At 70.7% G+C, this 16977-nt stretch carries 14 protein-coding genes; 5 read left to right on the forward strand and 9 right to left on the reverse strand.

Annotated elements, in window-relative coordinates; genetic code table 11:
* The first annotated feature begins 293 nt into the window (after positions 1-293).
* Positions 294-2201: an ATP-binding cassette domain-containing protein gene (locus tag AC07OH_RS29110; protein WP_495303013.1), complete on the forward strand. Its 1908-nt coding sequence runs from the start codon at positions 294-296 to the stop codon at positions 2199-2201.
* A gap of 106 nt (positions 2202-2307) precedes the next feature.
* Positions 2308-4029: a phospholipase D family protein gene (locus AC07OH_RS29115; protein ID WP_495303014.1), complete on the forward strand. Its 1722-nt coding sequence runs from the start codon at positions 2308-2310 to the stop codon at positions 4027-4029.
* 18 nt (positions 4030-4047) lie between these two features.
* Here the strand turns inward: AC07OH_RS29115 and AC07OH_RS29120 are convergent, their stop codons facing one another.
* The 4 genes from AC07OH_RS29120 to AC07OH_RS29135 form a co-directional block, all read right to left on the reverse strand.
* Positions 4048-4974, reverse strand: coding sequence for a copper chaperone PCu(A)C domain-containing protein (locus AC07OH_RS29120; protein ID WP_495303015.1), 927 nt, complete (start codon positions 4972-4974; stop codon positions 4048-4050).
* 32 nt (positions 4975-5006) lie between these two features.
* Positions 5007-7295 carry a TonB-dependent receptor gene (locus AC07OH_RS29125; protein WP_495303016.1) on the reverse strand — a complete coding sequence of 763 codons (2289 nt, stop codon included), beginning with the start codon at positions 7293-7295 and terminating at the stop codon, positions 5007-5009.
* A gap of 119 nt (positions 7296-7414) precedes the next feature.
* Positions 7415-7786, reverse strand: a complete 372-nt coding sequence (locus AC07OH_RS29130; RefSeq protein ID WP_495303017.1) for a DUF2946 family protein — start codon at positions 7784-7786, stop codon at positions 7415-7417.
* A gap of 11 nt (positions 7787-7797) precedes the next feature.
* Positions 7798-9054 carry a TraB/GumN family protein gene (locus tag AC07OH_RS29135; RefSeq protein ID WP_495303018.1) on the reverse strand — a complete coding sequence of 419 codons (1257 nt, stop codon included), beginning with the start codon at positions 9052-9054 and terminating at the stop codon, positions 7798-7800.
* Positions 9055-9119: 65 nt separating this feature from the next.
* Here AC07OH_RS29135 and AC07OH_RS29140 point away from each other — a divergent pair, with 65 nt between their 5' ends.
* Positions 9120-9533 carry a VOC family protein gene (locus AC07OH_RS29140; RefSeq protein WP_062482861.1) on the forward strand — a complete coding sequence of 138 codons (414 nt, stop codon included), beginning with the start codon at positions 9120-9122 and terminating at the stop codon, positions 9531-9533.
* A 2-nt stretch (positions 9534-9535) separates the two neighbouring features.
* The gene (locus AC07OH_RS29145) at positions 9536-10735 is read left to right on the forward strand and encodes a toxin-antitoxin system YwqK family antitoxin (protein ID WP_495303099.1); all 1200 of its coding nucleotides are present in this window, start codon (positions 9536-9538) and stop codon (positions 10733-10735) included.
* A 22-nt stretch (positions 10736-10757) separates the two neighbouring features.
* Here AC07OH_RS29145 and AC07OH_RS29150 read toward each other — a convergent pair whose 3' ends face one another.
* Genes AC07OH_RS29150 through AC07OH_RS29160 form a run of 3 tightly spaced genes read right to left on the reverse strand, consistent with a single transcriptional unit; the run spans position 10758 to position 13730 of the window.
* Entirely contained in the window at positions 10758-11732 is a 975-nt protein-coding gene (locus AC07OH_RS29150) for a Bug family tripartite tricarboxylate transporter substrate binding protein (protein ID WP_495303019.1), read from the reverse strand.
* Positions 11733-11736: 4 nt separating this feature from the next.
* Positions 11737-11973, reverse strand: a complete 237-nt coding sequence (locus tag AC07OH_RS29155) for a hypothetical protein (RefSeq protein WP_495303020.1) — start codon at positions 11971-11973, stop codon at positions 11737-11739.
* Positions 11970-13730, reverse strand: a complete 1761-nt coding sequence (locus tag AC07OH_RS29160) for an FAD-dependent monooxygenase (protein WP_495303021.1) — start codon at positions 13728-13730, stop codon at positions 11970-11972. Before AC07OH_RS29160 ends, AC07OH_RS29155 begins: the two co-directional genes overlap by 4 nt.
* A gap of 86 nt (positions 13731-13816) precedes the next feature.
* Between AC07OH_RS29160 and AC07OH_RS29165 the strand changes: the two genes are divergently transcribed.
* Positions 13817-14614 (forward strand): helix-turn-helix transcriptional regulator, encoded by a 798-nt coding sequence (locus AC07OH_RS29165; RefSeq protein WP_369630286.1) that lies wholly within the window; start codon positions 13817-13819, stop codon positions 14612-14614.
* On the opposite strand, the gene AC07OH_RS29170 is transcribed toward AC07OH_RS29165, so the two are convergent.
* Both AC07OH_RS29170 and AC07OH_RS29175 read right to left on the reverse strand, forming a co-directional pair.
* Entirely contained in the window at positions 14601-15728 is a 1128-nt protein-coding gene (locus AC07OH_RS29170) for a zinc-dependent alcohol dehydrogenase family protein (RefSeq protein ID WP_495303022.1), read from the reverse strand. The genes AC07OH_RS29165 and AC07OH_RS29170 overlap by 14 nt on opposite strands.
* Before the next feature lie 27 nt (positions 15729-15755).
* On the reverse strand, positions 15756-16976 hold the full coding sequence (locus AC07OH_RS29175) for an ABC transporter substrate-binding protein (protein ID WP_495303100.1): 1221 nt from the start codon (positions 16974-16976) through the stop codon (positions 15756-15758).
* Position 16977 lies beyond the last annotated feature (1 nt).

Genomic DNA, 16977 nt, shown 5'->3' on the forward strand with positions numbered 1-16977 from the left:
CTTTCTTCACCACTCACAACCAACACCCCTAAGAGCACCAGTCGCTTCGAAAACCAGAGGTATTCAGCAGCGAAGCCCACGAGTATATGACAGATTTCGGCTCGTGCAAGCCAAGCCGAAAGAAACTTGAAGAAGACCTTTGCCGCCCCGCTTGCCGCCCGCTTCAAGCCTCTTCCCTGGTTGCCGACGTCTCTCCCAGGGAACTCCAGCCCCTTCTATATAGAGAGCCATAAAGAAGCCTTCTCCCCCAGCCGCCAGGCGCCGTCACCCGCCCCTCCGATAATCCGTGCCACATGGCACTCATCACACTCCTCGACGCGCAGCTCGCGTTCGGTCACGTCCCGCTGCTGGATCATGCGGACTTTTCTCTTCTCGAATCGGAACGCATCGGCCTGATCGGCCGCAATGGCGCCGGCAAGTCGTCGATGCTCAAGATACTGGGCGGGCTGGAAAAGCCCGACGACGGCACGCTGCAGCTGCAGCAGAACCTGCGCGTGGCCTACGTGGCACAGGAACCCGCGCTCGACATGGATGCGGACGTGTTCACCGCCGCCAGCCAGGGCCTGGGCGAAGTCATTGCCATCCGTGACCTGTATCTCTCCGGCGCGGACGGGCTCGACCTGGACGCCCTGCAGTCCAAGATCGAAGCCTACGACGCCTGGAACTGGGAGCAGCGCGTCGAAGAGACGCTGCACCGCCTCCACCTCGACCCCACCGCGCGCGTCGGCTCGCTCTCGGGCGGCACGCGCAAGCGGGTCGCGCTGGCCCAGGCCCTGGTGGCCGCGCCGGACGTGCTCTTACTGGATGAACCCACCAACCACCTGGACCTCGACTCCATCGAGTGGCTGGAACAGCTGCTGATCGACTTCAAGGGCAGCGTCGTCACCATCACCCACGACCGCAGCTTCCTGAACCGCGTCGCCACCCGCATCGTGGAGCTCGACCGGGGCAAGCTGGGCTCCTACCCCGGCAACTTCGAGCAGTACCTCCTCCAGAAGGAAGAACAGCTCGCCCAGGAAGCGATCATCAGCGCCAAGGCCGACAAGCTGCTGGCGCAGGAAGAAATCTGGATCCGCAAGGGCGTCGAAGCACGCCGCACGCGCAGCCAGAGCCGCATCACGCGGTTGCAGGAACTGCGCGCCAGCCGCGCCGCGCGCCGCGAGGTGCAGGGCAGCGTCAACATGGACGTGGCCTCGGGCCAGTCCAGCGGCAAGATCGTGGCCGAGCTCACCGACGCCACCAAGTCCTTCGGCGAGAAGACCGTGATCCGCGGCTTCAGCGGCACCATCCTGCGCGGAGACAAGATCGGCCTGCTCGGCCCGAACGGTGCCGGCAAGACGACACTGCTCAAGCTGATCCTCGGCGAACTCGAGCCCGACAGCGGCAAGATCCGCCGCGGCACCAACCAGCAGGTGGCGTACTTCGACCAGATGCGCGACAAGCTCGACCTCGACGCCACGCTCGAAGACTTCATCAGCCCCGGCAGCGAGTGGATCGAAATCGGCAGCCAGAAGAAGCACGTCAAGAGCTACCTGTCGGACTTCCTGTTCTCGCCCGCGCGCGCCAACTCCCCCGTGCGCTCGCTCAGCGGCGGCGAACGCAACCGCCTGCTGCTGGCGCGCCTGTTCGCGCGCCCGGCCAACGTGCTGGTGCTCGACGAGCCGACCAACGACCTGGACATCGACACACTCGAGTTGCTCGAAGGCCTGCTGCAGGACTACGACGGCACCGTGTTCCTCGTGAGCCACGACCGCACCTTCCTGGACAACGTGGTGACCAGCACGATCGCCTTCGAAGGCGACGGCCGCTGGCGCGAGTACGAAGGCAGCGTGGAGGACTGGCTGATCCAGTCCAAGCGCGCGCGCGAGATCGCCGAGCAGCGCCTCGCATCGGCGCCACCGCCGCCTCCAGCCGCCGCACCGGCCCCGGCCCCCGCGGCCGCACCCGCCGCCGCCCCCACCGGCGGGCCCCGCAAGAAGCTCTCTTACAAGGAGCAGCGCGAACTCGAAGCCCTGCCCGCGCAGATCGAAGCCCTCGAAGCCGAACAGAAGCGCATCAGCGAAATGCTCGAGCTCGACGGTGGCGCCATCTATGCGAGCGACGCCTCGCGCGCGGTCGAGCTGAGCGAGCGCCACGCCAAGATCGACGACGAGCTGCTCGCCGCGCTGGAGCGCCAGGAAGAACTCGGCGCCGGGCGCTGAGCGTCGCCTTCCTGCGCCGATTGGCCGCCCGTCCCACCCACGGCGGGCGCCAACTCGGCTATACATGCGGCACCGCCTTCCCCAGCCCCCGGAAAGACCCCGCCGCATGCTTTCTTCTTCCTTCCACGCGTTGGTCCGCCGCAGCGTCGCGCTGCTGGCGATCCTGGTGCTCGGCGCCTGCGCGCAGCTGCCGAAGGAGGTGGACCGCCCCGTCTCGACCGCGCTCGCCTCGCCCGACGGCACGGCGCTGGCCACGCTGCTGCAAGAGCGGCGGCAGGCCGACAAGGCGCGCTTCGACTCGGGCTTCGTCTTGCTCGGCGGCCCGCAGGCCGCCTACGGCAGCCGGCTGGCGCTGATCGAGAACGCGCAGAAAACGCTGGACCTGCAGTACTACGCCATCCACGCCGACGCCAGCACCGGCCGGCTGGTGCGCGGGCTGCAGGCGGCGGCCGAGCGCGGCGTGCGGGTGCGCATCCTGCTGGACGACTTCCACACCATCGGCCGCGACGCGCTGGTGCTCGGCCTGGCCTTCATTCCGAACATCGAGATGCGCCTGTTCAATCCGCTCGCGGGCTCGCGCGGCACCGGCTTCAACCGCATGCTCAACGCCATCGGCGAGGTCTCGCGCATCCAGCAGCGCATGCACAACAAGCTGTTCCTGGCCGACAACGTGATGGGCGTGACCGGCGGGCGCAACCTGGGCGACGCCTACTTCGGCAACGCCACCACCGGCAACTTCGTCGACGTCGACGTGCTGGCGGCCGGCCCGATCGTGCAGGACCTCTCGCGCAGCTTCGACAGCTACTGGAACAACGAGCGCGCCTACCCCGTGCAGTCGCTGGTCTCGCGCGAGGAGTTCCAGCACATCCGCGAACGCGCCCGCCGGGTCGACAAGGAACTCGACGACGAAGCGGCCGAAGCCCGCAACCGCTCGAAGCCGGCAGACGACAAGCCCCGCCCCGGCGCGGCGCCCACGGCCGAGCAGCGCGCCCGCGCCTGGGACGAGAAACCGCTCGACCTGCGCAGCGCCGCCTTCGTCTGGGCACCGGCCCTGATGCTGGCCGATGCGCCCGGCAAGATCCCGGCCGACAACGGCCCCGGCGCGATACGCAACCCCGACCTCGTGGTGAGCCGGCCCGACATGCCCTCGCGCAACGCCGCGGCCCTGGCCGACCTGGCCTCCAGCGCCGATACGGTGGTCGAGGGCCTGCTGCAGCTGATCGGCCAGGCGCGCAGCGACCTGCTGATCATCTCGCCCTACTTCGTGCCCGGCCCCGACATGCAGCAGGCCTTTGCCGCGGCGCGTGCGCGGGGCGTGCGCATCCGGGTGCTGACGAATTCACTGGCCTCGAACGACGCCCCCATCGCCCACGTGGGCTACGCGCGCCACCGCAAGGCGCTGCTCGCCGCGGGCGTGGAGCTGTACGAGCTGCGCAGCGAACAGACCAGCTTCGGCAATGTGTTCGGGTCTTCGGGCGGCAGCGGCGTGGGCGGCGAATCGCGCGCGATGCTGCACTCCAAGGTGCTGGTGATGGACGGCCGGCTGCTGGTGGTCGGCTCGATGAACCTGGACCTGCGTTCGCAGTTGCAGAACACCGAGATCGCGCTGCTGATCCGCAGCGGCGAACTCTCGCGCATGGCGGCCGAGCAGATCGAGCGCGGCATGCGCGAACGCTCGTGGCATGTCGAGCTGGTGAAGGGCGCGCTGGTGTGGCAGGCGCCCGAAGGCAGCGGCCTGCAGGACACAGACACCGAGCCCGACGCGAGCGCCACGCTGCGCTTCCTGCTGCGGCTGTTCGGACCCCTGGCGCCGGACCAGTTGCTCTGACGGTCCGGTTCAACCGGCTCAGTGCTTGTGCTGGTGCGCACCGCCCGCTGCGGGCGCAGCAGCAGCGGTGCCTTCCGGCGCACCGACCGGCAGCTTCAGCTCCAACGTCGTCTTCGCGCCCTTGGCGTCCTCGAACTTCAGGGTCATGGGCACGGTCGCGCCCTTGGTCATGGCGCCCTTCAGGTCCATCAGCATCACGTGGTAGCCGCCGGGCTTGAGCTCGACGGTCTTGCCGGCCGGCAGCTCGAGGCCGCCCGCGAGTTCGCGCATGCGCATGGTGTCGCCTTCCATCTTCATCTCGTGCACCTCGGCCACGCCGGCGGCGGGCGTCGAGATGCCGACCAGCTTCGTGCCCGTGGGCGCGGTGAGCTTCATGAAGGCGCCCGTGCCGCTCTGGCCCGGCACCGACTGGCGCACCCAGGCGTCGCGCACGTCGACCGTGGCCACGCCCTGCGCGACCACGTCGAGCTTCGCCGCGGGTGCCTTCAGGCCGGCCGTGGCGCTGCCCGACGCGGGCACTTCGGCCCAGTCGACGCTGCCGACGTCGCAGTCCTGGCGCACCTTGAACCACAGCGGGCCCGGCGTGGCGGGCACCTTGCCGCGCAGCACGAACTCGCCGCGCTCGCTGCCGGGCAGCGCGTTCTGCGGCGTCTCTGCCGTCCAGCGCACTTCACCTTCGGCGCTGCCGGCCTTCGGCGCGTCGAGCTTCCAGCCCTTGCGCGCCTGGGCGTCGGTGAGCACGAAGCCCTTGGGCAGGCGCACCGCGAGGCCGGTCGTGGCCTTGGCGCCTTCGCAGGCGTGGCCGACGCGGAAGGCGGCGTTGTACTCGCTGCCGACGGTGGCGCCGCCCGGGGGCAGGCTCACGTGGGCGCCGGCGGCGCCGGCACCGGCCAGCAGGGCGCAGGCGGCGAGGATGTGGAAAGTGGGGGTCGAAAGCTTCGTCATGGCGTGTGTCCTTGGGTAGGAAAAAGTGAGGGTCAAAGGTCGAACTTGAGTTCGGCCACGAAGGTGCGTTGCGGGTACGGGTGGAAGGCCCAGTAGGTGCGGTTGTTCAGGTTGTCGATGCCGACGGCGGCGCTCCATTGGCGGTCGATGCGGTAGCGGATGCGCGCATCGACCACGAAGAACTTCGAGAAGCCCATGAAGGCCATGCCGTTCGGGTCGCTGTTGTCGAGCGTGCCGTACTGCCGCCCGCTGTAGCGCACGCCGACGGTGTAGCTCCACTTCGCATCGGGCCGGTAGGTGGCGAGCAGCGAGGCGCGCACCTTGGGCACGCGCGGCTGGTCGCGCCCGACGCTGGCCGGGAAGCCGCGGTTGGCGGTGATCTTCGAATCGGTCAGCGTGAGGCTGCCGCCCAGGTCGAGCCCCTGGATGCCCGCGTCGACCGTGTTGATCGCCACCTCCAGCCCGCGCGTGCGGATGGCGTCGACGTTCTGCACGGTGCTCACGAGGTTGGTGAGCGCCTGGGTGTACAGCGCGTCCTTCGTGTGCTCGAAGAACAGCGTGGTGCGCAGCACGCCATCGACGCCCCAGCGCTTGAGGTCGCGCTCGGCGCTCAGCTCGGCGGTCCACGAACGCTCCGGGCGCAGCTCGGGGTTGGTGTTGACGATGCGGTTGCCCTCGATCGAGCCCTGGTAGAGCTCGCTCACAGTGGGCATGCGCACGGCGCGGCCGACCGAGGCCTTGAAGTGCCAGTCGGGCGTGGCCTGCCAGGCGAGCGCGGCCTTGGGCGAGACGAAGCTGTTCTTGCGCGGCGCGAAGTCGAGCAGCCGCGCCGCGTTGCCGAGCTGGCTGCCGTACGCCTCCCAGCGCTCGTGGCGCAGGCCCAGCGTGGTCTTCCAATCCTGCGCGAAGCGCCAGGTGTCCTGCACGTAGAGCGAGCGCAGCCGCGTGTTGCCGTTGAAGGCGGAGAACGGCGACACGGCCGGCCCGCCGATCCAGTCGCGCGTGTTGCCGATGGCGCTGCGCAGCCGCGCGGTGTCCTGCTGGACGCCGAAGTCGACCACGTGCGCTCCCACGCCTTCGGCCGAGCCGGTGGGCCGCCAGGTGCCCGCGGCCTTGAGGGTGTGCCAGCCGGAGCCGCCCATGTCGGTGGTGCGGCCAGGGCCGCCGTAGAAGGCGCCCGGCAGCGCCGTGGTCGGCGTGCGCGAGGTGTCCCTGGCGTAATCGAACAGGCTCGCCGCCACTTCCCAATCGAACACGCCGCCCGTGTGGCTCTTCACCGAGAGGCCGTGCATGTAGTGGGTGAGCGCCGTCTCGGTCGGCGCGAAGGCCGCCGCCGGTGCGTCGAGGGTGTAGGTGCGTCCGCCGAGGTTCACGCGCCCGCCGTACACCGGCTGGCCGAGCGCATCGCGCAGGTAGGTGTCGGTGCTGCCGTGCGTGGTGTTGTGCCAGGCGCCCAGCGTGTAGGTGGCGCGCACGGTGGGCGAGAAGTCGTAGGCCAGCTTGAGCTTGGCCTGCTCCTGGGTGGTGTCGTAGGCGGTGATGCCGCCCAGCAGCCACCACGGCTGGTTCGACGGGTTCAGCCCGAGCACCGCGCCCGTGACGGGCGTGCCCGCGCTGCCCACCGTGCCCGCGCTCACGAGCCGGTTGGCGAACGACAGCGACTGCCCCTTGCTGTGGGTGCGCGAGGCGCCGAGCCACCACGACCAGTCGCCGCTGCGGCTGCCCAGCGACAGGTCGAGCTGCTGGCCGCCCGGCGACGAATGGCTGTTGTACAGGTCGAAGTTCGAGGTGAAGCCGCTGAGCTTGACGTGCGCCTCGAGCTGCGTGGGCATGCGCGTCACGTAGTCGACCACGGCGCCCACCGAGTTGCCCGGGTAGGCGGCCGAGAACGGGCCGTAGAGCACGTCGACACGCTCGATCTCGTCGGGCGACACCATGCCCCAGCGCGGCGCGAAGGTGGCGCCGTTGCCCAGCGGGTTCGACAGCATGATGCCGTCGGCGTAGACCATCGCACGGGCGCTGTTGCCCGTGCCCGAGGCGCGCGTGGCGAGCACCGCGTGGTTGAAGTCGCCGATGTAGCGCTTGCGCACCAGCAGGCTCGGCAGGTACTTGAGCGCGTCTTCGGCGTCGGTCGCGTTGACCGTCTCGGCGATCTGCTCGGCGGTCACGCCTTCGATGGTGGTGGGGATCTGCGTCGGCAGCGAGGTCGGCCGGCCGCCGCTGATGGTGACGGTGCCCAGCGCGCGGCCTGGGGCGGCCGTGGCCTCAGGCGGCGGTGGCTGCTGCTGCGCCCAGACGGGCGCGCTGAGAGGAAATGCCATGGCGATTGCCAGGGCGTGGGAATGCTTTTTCAAGGGGAACCGACTCCACGAACTTCAAGCCAGGAGGACCGACTGTTGACACCCGGGGTGCGCAGACAGACAGCGATGGTATGGATCGCTCAGGCGAAGTTCGGGGGCCCGCGCGCCGGCAGCGGCGCGGCGGTGGCCGCGGCATGGCGCGCGGCGGGAATCGGTTGAAGCACGCGCCCCAGCGGCAGGGGCACATCGAAGGCGGTGGCCACGGGCGGCGGGGGCGGTGCGCCGGTCAGCACGCACAGCGGGCAGTCCATGTGCGTGGCGCCCATGTCCTGCACGCCGTCTTCGGTGTGCACCACCACCTTGATGGTGCCGGCGCCGGAACACACCAGCTCCATCGCCTGCGGATGCACCACCGGCGACGCCACCGCCACGCCCAACGACAGCACGAACCACAGCAGCACCCAGCGGCCGAGACGGCCGATCAGGCGGGGGTGGGGGCGCAGCGTGTGCATGGCGGTCGCGATTATCGGCGCACTTTGCTGTTCGCGGCCTTGGGGGCGGCACGGGGTGCGGCCTTGCCCTTGGGCGCGGCAGCGGCCTTGGACGCCGGCTTGGCCCCGCCCTTCGCGGCGGCCTTCTGGCCCGTGCCCTTGGCTGCCTTCTGCCCCTTCACGTTCTTGCCACCGCGCACCGCCTTGCGGGCTGGCGGCTCGGGCGCCGCGAGCGCCGGCATCGGCAGCGCCTGCTGCGCTTGCGCCTCGGTGAGCACCGGCGTCACGGTGAAGCCGCGCGCCGCCATCAGCGTGGGCAGCCCCTGCGCGCCGACCATGTGCAGCGCGCCGACCGCGGCGAACGCGCTGCGCCCGCCCGCATGCAGGCGCTCGATGCCGTCGGCCAGGCCGGGGTTGCGGTCCTCGAGCAGGCGCTTCATGAGGCGCTGCTCGGCCGGCGTGTTCAGGCACTCGCACCACTCGGGGTAGCGCGCCAGCCGGGCCGCGTCGCTGCGCGCCCAGATGTCGGCCAGCGTCTTGAGCTGGCCGCGCAACCGGCCCGACTCCAGCTCGTCGAGCATGGCGTCGATCTGCTCGGCCTCTTCCGCTTCGGAGCCACCCGTCAGCCAGCGCAGCTGGTCGGCCGCGTTCTCGAGCGCGACGATCGGCTTGTTGCTGTTGCGGGCCGAGACGGCCAGCGTCTCGTCGACGCCGAACTCCGCGTACAGGCCGTCGGCGCGCGCCGCCAGCGCGGTCAGCGCCGTGACCTGCAGGATGGGGGGCAACCGGGCGGTCGAGCCCGGCGGCACACAGGCCTCGGCGTTCTGGCGCTCGAGCCGGCGGGCGCGCTCGCCGCTGAGCACGCGCGCCACCGCGGCCGGGTCGGCCGGCTGGCTCAGGGCGCGCACCGTGGCGTCGTCGCGCGAGTCGAGCTCCAGCGCGAGCGTGTCGCTTTGCGCCAGCGCCTTCTGCACGGTGGGGCCGGGACGCACCCATTCGCCGCGCCCCAGGTGCAGGGTGCCGTAGAGCCACGAGGTGCGGCCGTCGCGCTCGATGCGCCACAGCAGGCCGCGGTCGATGCCGTTGCGCAGGCCGATGCCGGGCTTCTCCAGGCTGGCGATGGCCGAGGGCGGGCAGGCGGCGGCATGTGCGGCCACCGCGATGAAACAACCGCCGACAGCCGCGAAGGCCTGGCGGGTCAGACGTGCAAGAAGGCGCTGGGGCGCCGGCCGGTCGGTGCCGCGCGACAGCAGGCGCAGCGGTGCGACGAGGGCTCGGAGTATCCGCAAGGCGAGCTCCATGATTGAAAGAAAGTCCGGCATTCTCACAGCACCGCTGCCCATAATCCAAAACCATGCAAAGCATCTTTCACCTTGCCTTCCACGTGCGCGACCTGGACGGCGCCCGCCGCTTCTACGGCGACGTGCTCGGCTGCGCCGAAGGCCGCAGCACCGACACCTGGGTCGACTTCGACTTCTTCGGCCACCAGATCTCGCTGCATCTCGGTGAACCCTTCGCCACCACCCGCACCGGCCGCGTCGGCGATGCGATGGTGCCCATGCCGCACTTCGGCATCGTGCTCGCGCTGCCCGACTGGCAGGCACTGGCGGGGCGCCTCGAGGCCGCCGGCACCGAGTTCGTGCTGAAGCCGCAGGTGCGCTTCGAAGGCCAGCCGGGCGAGCAGTGGACGATGTTCTTCTGCGACCCCTTCGGCAACCCGATCGAGGTCAAGGGCTTCCGTTCGCTCGACACGCTTTACGACAAGTGACCCTGCGCCCGCCCGCTCCCGCTTTTCGGGCGCCCCGGGCGGCCGCGTCCCTCCTCGGCCCGGCCGCGATCGCACTGGCGGCGCTGCTGGGTACCCCGACGGTCCACGCGCAGCAGGAGTGCGAGCTCAACGGCCAGCGCGTGAGCCCGGCCGACGGCAACAGCACCGCCGGCAAGACCGGCCTGATGCGCTGCAAGGACCGCGGCACCGGCGAACTCCAGCGCGAGCAGCAGGTACAGAACGGTGTCTTCATGGGCCTGGTGCGCTTCTACGAAAAGGGCAAGCTCGCGCGCGAGCACACCGTCAACGCCAAGGGCAACATGCACGGCCGCGCGCGCGAGTTCGCGCCCGGCGGCCAGGTGCTGCGCGACGCCATGTACGACGACGGCCAGGAGCGCGGCCTGGTGCGCAGCTTCTACCCCGGCGGCCAGTTGCGGCGCGCCACCTTCTACCCCGACCGCGGCACCGAGCGCGCCATGGTCGAGTTCACCGAGCGCGGCCAGATGTCGATGCTGCGCTGCGCCGAGGCGCCCGTGCTGGCGCCGGTGGCCGACGATGCCAAGCTGTGCGGCTTCACGGGCGGGCCGTCGAACGTCGACCTGTTCGACGCGCGCGGCACCCTGCGCTCGAAGCTCTCGTACCAGGCGGGCAAGCGCGTGCGCACGCAGGAGTTCTACGACAACGGCAAGCCGTCGGTGGTCGACGAGACCACCGGCAACCGGCGCGTGGAGCGCAGTTTTTCGTCAGAAGGCGTGAAGCGGCGCGAAACCGTGTGGCTGCTGGTCGGTCGCTCGTCGATCCGCCAGCGCGAGCAGGAGTTTTCCGACCGCGGCTCGCTGGTGCGCGACCAGCGCTGGAACGCTGCGGGCGAGCCCGTGAGCGACGACAGCTTTCACCTCAACGGCCAGCCGCGCAGCAAGGCCGTCTACAGCGGCGCCGGCAGCGAGCGCACGGTCGACGTGACCGAGTTCTACGACAGCGGCCAGCGCGCCGCGCAGGGCCGCTACCTCGCGCCGGGGCGCGGCCGGCAGGTGCCCGTGGGCACGCACCAGCGCTTCAATGAAAAGGGCGAGCTGCTGGCCGAGTCGAGCTTCGACGACAAGGGCCGCGTGACGCGCGAACGCAGCTGGGACGAGAACGGCGAGCTGCAGCGCGACGACGAAGTCTTCGAAGACGGCTCGCGAAAAGCGTTCGCCCGCTAGGACGAACGCCCCCCCGGCGGCATCAGTCCAGCTTGATGCCCGCCTGCTTGATGATCGGGCCCCAGCGCTTCGATTCCGCGCGCGACAACGCCGCGAACTGCGCCGGCGTGCCGGGCATCGCTTCCATGCCGAAGTCGTCGAAGCGCTTTTGCACGGCCGGCGTGCTGAAGGCCTTGTTCAGGTCGCTGTTGAGCTTGTTCACCACGGCGGCGGGCAGGCCGGCCGGGCCGAGGATGCCCTGGAATGCGAACACCTCGGTGTTGGGCACGCCCACTTCGGCCAGCGTCGGCACGTCGGGCAGGCGCTTGCTTCGCGCGCCCGAGCCGATGGCCAGCACGCGCACCTTGTTGCCCTGCATGATCGGCAGGCCCGAGGCCAGGTCCAGGAACATGCACGGCACCTGGCCGCCCATCACGTCGGCCATGGCCGGCGCCGCGCCGCGGTACGGGATGTGGGTGATGAAGGTGCCGGTGCGCGCCTTGAACATTTCCATCGCCAGGTGGTGCGGCGAGCCGTTGCCGGGCGAGGCGTAGTTGACCTTGCCGGGGTTGGCCTTCACGTAGGCCAGGAACTCCTTGAAGGTCTTGGCCGGAAAGTCCGGGTGCACCACCAGCGCGAGCGGGAACTTGCCGATGGCGCCGACGTAGGTGAAGTCTTTCTCGGGGTTGAACGGCAGCTTGGTGAACAGGTGCTCGTTGAAGGCCAGCACGGCGTTGTCGGCCGACAGCACCGTGTAGCCGTCGGGCTTGCTCTTGGCGACCAGGTCGGCGCCGATGTTGGTCGACGCGCCGGGGCGGTTGTCGACCACGATCTGCTGGCCCAGCGTCTGGCGCATGGCCTCGGCCAGCACGCGCGCGATCACGTCGGTGCCGCCGCCTGCGGGGTACGGCACGACCCACTTGATGAGCTGCGCAGGGTAGTCCTGTGCGTGGGCGAAGGGGGCTGCGGCCACGGCGGCGCCGGAGGCGAGCGTGGCGAGAAGGGTGCGGCGATCCATGAGATCAATCTCCTGTTTTTTGTTCGGAAGCGGACAGCGATGGTACGGGCAGCGCGCGCAACGCGTCGGCCAGCGCGGCGTGGCAGCGCGCCTCGTCGCCGACCTGCTCGAACAGCAGCAGCGCGAGCCGCGCGAGGAACAGCGATTCGCGCTCGGCACCGGCCTCGGTGATGGCGCGTGCGCACTCGGCGTACAGGCGGTCGCGGGCGTCGGGGTGGAGCGAGGGGGCGGAGGTCGTCATGCGGGAATGTCCTGTGAAGTGGCGACAGCCGCGCGCGCCAGCGCGGCAGGCAGTGCGCCGGCCGGCAGGCGGTGCCAGCGCGCAGCCACGTGGCCGTCGGGGCGCAGCAGGTAGACGGCGCCATCGTCGGCGCCGAGCGCGGCGAAGACGGCGGGGGATGCCTGCGCATCGGTGCGGTCGTTGCTCCCCAGGTTGCCGATGGTGCGCACCTCGAACGGCAAGGCGCCTTGCCGGGCCTGCGCGATGTCGGCGTCGGGCAGCGGCGCCAGGTCCGGCTGCAGCACCAGCAGCGTGAACACGGGGCCGATCCAGTCGGTCAGATGGCCTTGCGCGAGCGGCTGCTCGGGCAGCGCATCGCCCGGCAGCGGCCCGGCGGGCAACGCATCGCCTGTGCTCGACAACGCCGAACCGGCGTAGCGCACGGCCTGCGTTTGGCGCGGGTTGATGAGCTGCGCGATGCCGCGATGGGCCTCGGACAGCGACAGCGCCGCCTCGCGCAGCAGGTCGAAGCCGCGCGAGGGCGGCGACATGAACTCGGTGCTGCGCATCGCGCTCTCGGCGTTGATGTGAAAGGCCGCGATGCGCTCCTGCGAGTACGAATCCAGCAGCGCCGGGCCCGACAGGCCCTGGGCCACGAAGGCCAGCTTCCAGGCCAGGTTGTCGGCGTCGTCGAAGCCCGAGTTGAGCCCGCGCACACCGAAGATCGGCATGGCGTGCGCCGCGTTGCCCGCGAACACGACGCGGCCGTGGCGGTAGCGCTCGAGCGTCATCGCGCCGGCGCGGTAGACCGAGGTCCACACCGTCTTCCACGGCAGGTGGCCTTCGCCGATGGCGTCGAGGTGGCGCTGCACGAACGCGGCCACGGCCGCGGGCTGCAGCGCGTCTTCGGTGCTCTGGCCGGCGCGCAGCTGGTAGTCGATGCGCCAGATGTCGTCGGGCTGGCGGTGCATCAGCACGGTCGAACCGGGGTTCCACGGCGGGTCGAACCAGGCGCGGCGCTCGGTCGGGTGGCCGCTGTGTAGCTCGATGTCGATGATCACGTAGCGGCCTTCGTAGCCCGTGCCCTCCAACACCAGCCCGAGCGACTTGCGCACGAAGCTCTGGCCGCCGTCGCAGGCCGCGAGCCACTGGCCGCGCAAGCGGTAGGCGCCCTCGGCGTTGCGCACGTCGAGCGTCACGCCCTCGCCGTCCTCGTCCTGCGCGAGCGCGGTGAGCTCGGTGCCCCAGCGGATATCGATGAGCCCCGGCGTCGCGGCGTTGCGGCGCTCGATCTCGTCCAGCAGGTACTGCTCGATGTAGTACTGCTCCAGGTTGATCATCGGCGGCAGCTTCTGTTGCGCGGCCTGCGGCATCTCGAAGCGGAACACCTCGGCCGTCTTGTAGAAGCTGCGCCCCACGCTCCACGGCAGGCCCTTGCCCATGAACGCCGGCAGCGCGCCCAGGCGCTCGACGATCTCCAGGCTGCGGCGCGAGATGCAGGCCGCGCGGCTGCCCACGCAGACCGTGTCGTCGGCCTCGAGCACCACGCAGCGCACGCCGTGGTTGGCGAGCCCCAGCGCGAGCGCCATGCCCACCGGGCCGCCGCCCGCGATCACGACGGGGTGGCGGCCGGGCTCCATGCCGTCGGCGCCGAGCGACGGCAGCCGGGGCGTGAAGCGCGTGTAGTGGAAGGCGCCGACCGAAGGCGGCAGCGCGGTCGCGGAGGGCGGCGGCGGCACGGGGCCGGTGGCGGCGTCGGCGGTACGGGTGGTGGTCATGGAACGGGATTGTCCCGATGCACCGCCCGCGCCAATGTCATAACTTCGTAGGAGGTATTTACCCTGATCTCGCTCTTTCGAAACCCATGAAACGCTGGCGCCTCCACCCTGCCGCCGACGCCCAGCTGTCGGCCGCCGTCGTCGGCGACGTGCTGGCGGGCATCGGCACGCCGCACCTGGCGGCCAGCTGCCTGGCGGCGATGCACCGCGTGATGCCCGTCACCTTCTGCACCGTGTTCGGCGTCGATGCCACCGGCCGCATCGAGACCGTGTCGGCTGCCAGCAGCTACGGCCACACGGCCGAGCGCACCGCCGAGCGCTACGTGGCGCAGCGCTTCGACCGGCTCGACCCCCACATGGCCTGGCTGGCCGCGCGCAAGCTGCCGAAGCGCGCCCAGCTGTGGATGGGCCACCAGCACGGCGACGAGGTGGCCGACCCCGCCTACCGCGCCGCCTGCTACGGCGACGTGGGCATCCGCGAGCGCAGCTCGGTGCTGCTGCTGCGCCCGAGCGGCCAGCGCGTGGCCGTGAGCTTCTACCGCAGCCTGGCGCAGCCCGAGTTCGGCGACACCGACTTCGGCGTCATCGCCGCCCACGCCACGTTGCTGGCCGACGCCGCCAGCGCCCACAGCCGCAGCGCGGCGGCCGTGCACGAAGCGGCCGCGCCCACCCTCGCCTCGCGGCTGCTGACGCTGAGCCTGCGCGAGCGCGAGGTGATCGGCCACCTGATGGCGGGCCGCACGGCGAAGGAAACGGCGCGCGTGCTGGGCGTGGAGCTCAGCACGGTGCGCACGCATCAGTACCGGGCGTTCCGGCGGTTGGGGATTCGGACGCAGAAGGAGTTGCTGCGGGGTGCGATGCCTGCGGCCGTCACGGCATCGTGACGATCTGCCGGATGGCCTCGCCGCGCTGCAGCCGGTCGAAGCCCTCGTTGATCTCCTCGAGCTTCAGCCGCCCGGTGAGCAGCCGGTCCACGGGCAGCTTGCCCTGGCGGTACAGCGCGATGAAGCGCCCCAGGTCGCGCCGCGGCACGCAGCTGCCGAGGTAGCTGCCCTTGAGCGTGCGCTCCTCGGCCACGAGGTGCCAGACCGGCGTGTTCAGCGTCTGGATGGCGGCGGGCAGGCCCACGGTCACGGTGGTGCCGCCGCGGCGCGTGACCTTGTAGGCGAACTCCAGCGCCTTGGCCGAACCCACCATCTCGAGCGCATGGTCGACACCGCCCTCAGTCATGTCGCGCAGCCGCTTGGCCGCATCGGGGTCGCTGGCGTTGACGCTGTCGGTGGCGCCCAGCGCGAGGGCGAAGTCGAGCTTGTCCTGCGCCAGGTCGACCGCGATCACGCGCGCGGCGCCCGCCGCCAGTGCGCCCATGAGCGCAGCCAGCCCCACGCCGCCGAGCCCCACCACGGCCACGGTCTGGCCCGGCCGCACCTGCGAGGTGTTGACCACGGCGCCGACGCCCGTCACCACGGCGCAACCGAACATGGCGGCGATCTCCAGCGGCAGCTCGCGGTCGATCTTGTGCAGCGAGCGGCGCGACACCGTCGCGTACTCGGCAAAGGCCGACACGCCCACGAAGTGGTCCATCGGCTCGCCGCGGTACGACAACCGCCGCGCGCCGCCCAGCAGCGTGCCCGCCACGTTGGCCGCGCCGCCCGGCTCGCACAGCGCGGGCCGGCCCTCGGCGCAGGGCGCGCAATGGCCGCAGCTCGGCACGAACACCAGGATCACATGGTCGCCCGGCGCCAGGTCGGTCACGCCCTCGCCCAGCGCCTCGACCACGCCGGCCGCCTCGTGGCCCAGCACGATGGGCGTGCGGCGCGGCCGGTCGCCGTTGAGGATCGACAGGTCCGAGTGGCACAGCCCCGCGGCCGCGATGCGCACCAGCACCTCGCCGGGGCCGGGCTGCGCCAGCTCGACCTCCTCGATCTCGAGCGGTCGGCTCTGGGCATAGGGCGCAGGGGCGCCGAGGCGCTGCAGGACGGCGGCACGGACTTTCATGGGGTCTCCTTGGGTTCGGTCAGGCGATCAGGACTTCGCTGCAGCAACCAGCGGGCACTTGCTCTTCGACAAGGGCTGGAAGGCCTTGTCGCCGGGGATCGTGGACAGCACCGTGTAGTAGTCCCACGGGTACTTCGACTCGGCGGGCTTCTTCACGCTCACCAGGTACATGTCGTGCACCATGCGGCCGTCGGCGCGGATCGTGCCGCCCTGCGCGAAGAAGTCGTTCACCGGCATCGCCTTCATCTTTGCGGCCACGGTGGCGCCGTCGTCGGTGCCCGCGGCCTGCACCGCCTTCAGGTAGTGCGTGACCGCCGAGTAGGCGCCGGCCTGGATCATCGAAGGCATTTTTTTCATGCGCTCGAAGTAGCGCCGCGCCCAGGCCCGCGACTCGGGCGTGCGGTCCCAGTAGAAGCCGGTGGCGAAGGTCATGCCCTGCGCCTGCGCCAGGCCCAGCGCATGCACGTCGTTGATGAACATCAGCATCGGCACAACGCGCTGCTTGGGCGACACGCCGAACTGCCGCGCGGCCTTGACGGCATTCACCGTGTCGCTGGTGGCATTGGCCAGCGCGATGGTGTCGGCCCCCGAGGCCTGCGCCTGCAGCACGTACGACGAGAAGTCGCTGGCGTTGAGCGGGTGGAACACGCTGCCGATCACCTTGCCCTGCAGCTCGCCGACGAATTCGGTCATGTTGGCGGCCATGGCCTTGCCGAAGGCGTAGTCCACGCCGATCAGGTACCAGGTCTTGCCGCCCTGGCGGCTCACGCCCTGCGCGGCGCCGTTGGCCAGCGCGTAGGTGTCGTAGGTGTAGTGGACCGAGGTCGGCGCGCAGGCTTCGTTGGTGAGCGCCACCGAGGCACCGCCGGTGTTGATCGACAGCTTCTGCCGCTCGCGCGCCAGGTTGACCACCGACAGCGCGACGGCCGAGTTGTTCATGTCGAAGATGGCGTCGACGCCGTCGCGGTCGTACCAGGTGCGCGCCAGCGAGGCGCCGATGTCGGCCTTGTTCTGGTGGTCGCCCCAGACCAGTTCGATGGGCCGTGCGAGCACCTTCCCCCCGAAGTCCTCGATGGCCATGCGCGCGGCCTCGACCGAGCCGCGCCCCGCGGTGTCGGCGTACAGGCCCGACATGTCCGACAGCACGCCCACGCGCACCTTGTCGTCGCTGAGCTTCTGGGCGGCGGCCTGCCCGGCCAGCGCCAACGCCATCCCCGCGCACAGTGCGCGCCCCGCCAGCTTCGGCATG

The sequence above is a fragment of the Variovorax sp. GW821-FHT10C12 genome (genome assembly GCF_059415405.1).